This is a genomic window from Methylomonas sp. BG-2 (genome assembly GCF_057766305.1).
Genome location: NZ_JBYMAP010000396.1, coordinates 1 through 2,189, shown reverse-complemented (window position 1 = coordinate 2,189; position 2,189 = coordinate 1). Strand labels below are relative to the sequence as shown.

Here is a 2,189-nt window from a genome sequence, read left to right as displayed (position 1 = left end):
CCTTGAACGCGGTCAACACGGTTTTTCGGTAGGTTTCGACCAATTCTCCATTCGCCGCCAATGCGTAGTCCAGGGCGCCGTCCAGGCGGCCACCCTGAAACAGTGGTTGAGTCAGACCGGCCGCCAGCGTTGCCGCCACCCCGGCCGGTTGCGGGTTGGCCAGAACGCTGCCCAGGCTCAGCTGCAGCTTCGGGTAAAACGCGGCTCGCGCCACCGCGACATCGGCATTGGCGGCCATCAGTTCCATCTCCAACTGGCCGATGTCCGGCCGACGTTGCAACAACGTTGCGGGTTGTTCGGCCGCGATGTCCGGCGTCGCCAGATCGGCGAAACGCTCCGGCGCCAGATGCAATTGGTGCGGAGCGCGGCCGAGCAGAATGGCGAGGCTGTTCTCCGCCAGCGTTTCTTGTTGAATCAGTAAATCCAAGCCGGCGCGGGCATTGGCGTGCGCGCTACGCTGCTGAGCGACTTCCAATTCGTAGGCGGAACCGGCCCGCTGGCGGGCTTCGATGATCGTTAGGATCGCGCCGACCGTTTCCAGAAAATCGGACGCGATCAGCCGACGCTCCCGGATGGCCAACAGATCGAAATAGGCTTGAGCGACATCGGCCATCACCACCAATTGCAGGGCGTCGTGGGCGAAGACTGCGCCGAGCATGCGTGCGTCGCCGGCGTCGCGCCGGGCTCGGTTGGCGCCCCATAAATCCACCTCGTAGGCGATGTCGAATTGGCCGCTGGTGCTTTGGGTGTCGGTCGAAGCATTGCGATTGTCGCTAAAATCGCCGGCCAAGCCCGCGTTCGGCCACAGGTCCGCGCCGGCAATTTTGGCTTGGGCGCGGGCCTGCTCGATGCGCTGGCGGGCGGCGGCCAGGTCGTTATTGTAGGCCAGAGCGTCGCCGATCAACTCATTGAGCGCTTCGCTGGCAAAGGCTCGCCACCACTGTCGATCGACGCGGGTCGCTCCGGCTTGCGGTGCGTCCCGCCAGTGCAGCGGCGCGTCGAGATTGGGGCGTTGGTAGTCGGTCAACAAATTGCAGCCGGTCGCGAGGCTCAACAAGGCCAGCATGGCGGCGGCGTTTGGTGTTCGCATCCTCATTCCGCCGCCAAGGCCACGACCGGGTCCAGCGACGCAGCTTTACGGGCCGGCAAATAGCCAAACAGTATGCCGGTGCCGAAGGCACAGGAAAACGCCAGAATCGCCGGCAACGGCGAAAACAATACCGCCATCTGGAACAAGGCCAAGGCATGGCCGGCCGCGAAACCGAGCACGACGCCCATCAGGCCACCCAGGGTGCAGACCACGGCCGCTTCTGTGTTGAATTGCAGCAAGATGTCGCGGCGGCGGGCGCCGGTGGCGATGCGAATCCCGATTTCGCGGGTACGCTCGGTGACGCTGACCAACATGATATTCATCACGCCAATGCCGCCGACCAGTAGCGAGATCGCCGCGACGATGCCTAGCATCAGTGTGAAGGTGTTCTGGGTTTCGGTGGCCGATTCGATAATCGAGGCCATGTTGCGTATCCGAAAATCCTCGGTCTGATGGCGGGCGGCCAGTAGATCGGCGATGGCTTGTTGGGTGTCTTCGATTCGGCCGACGTCCGCGACCCGCACCGTAATTCCGCTCAGATAGTTTTGGCCGAACAGCCGAATCAAGCCGGTACTGATCGGCACGAACACCGCGTCGTCACGGTCGCTGCCTTGGGCGTCGGCGCCCTTGGCCGCCATCACGCCGATCACCTCGAACGGGATGTTGCCTATCATCACGTAGCGGCCGAGCGGGTCCTCTCCGTCGGCAAACAACAGTTTGCGGACGGTCTCGCCCAATACCATCACCGGCGCGTAGCGGCGTTGGTCGCGGTCGTCGAAAAAGTCGCCGAGCGCGACCGGCCAGTCGCGCACCCAGGGCATGCCGGGCGCCGCGCCCTGTACGTTGGTGGCGTAGTCGATACTGCCGTAACGCAAGGTTAGGCGGCTGTTGCGTTCAGGCGAGGCCGAGGCGACATTGGCTAATTCTTCGATGGCGTCGGCATCGGCCAGCGTCAAGGTCGCCACGTCGCCCCCGCCCCGAAATCCCGGTACGCCAGGGCGTATCGACAAAATATCGGTTCCCATCGCCCGCATTTGTTCCAGCACTTTGGCTTGACTGCCCTGGCCGACCGCCAACATCGTCACGACCGCCGCGACGC

General features: G+C 63.7%; 2 protein-coding genes. Both read right to left on the bottom strand.

The genetic code is table 11. The annotated features are described in order from the left end of the window. Positions 1-1,090 (bottom strand): efflux transporter outer membrane subunit (locus tag AC3B8H_RS20590; protein ID WP_488443384.1); only part of this gene is annotated, 1,090 nt, incomplete at its 3' end. Positions 1,091-1,092: 2 nt separating this feature from the next. Next, the coding region (locus tag AC3B8H_RS20585) for an ABC transporter permease (protein ID WP_488443383.1) at positions 1,093-2,189 on the bottom strand (1,097 nt) is incomplete at its 5' end.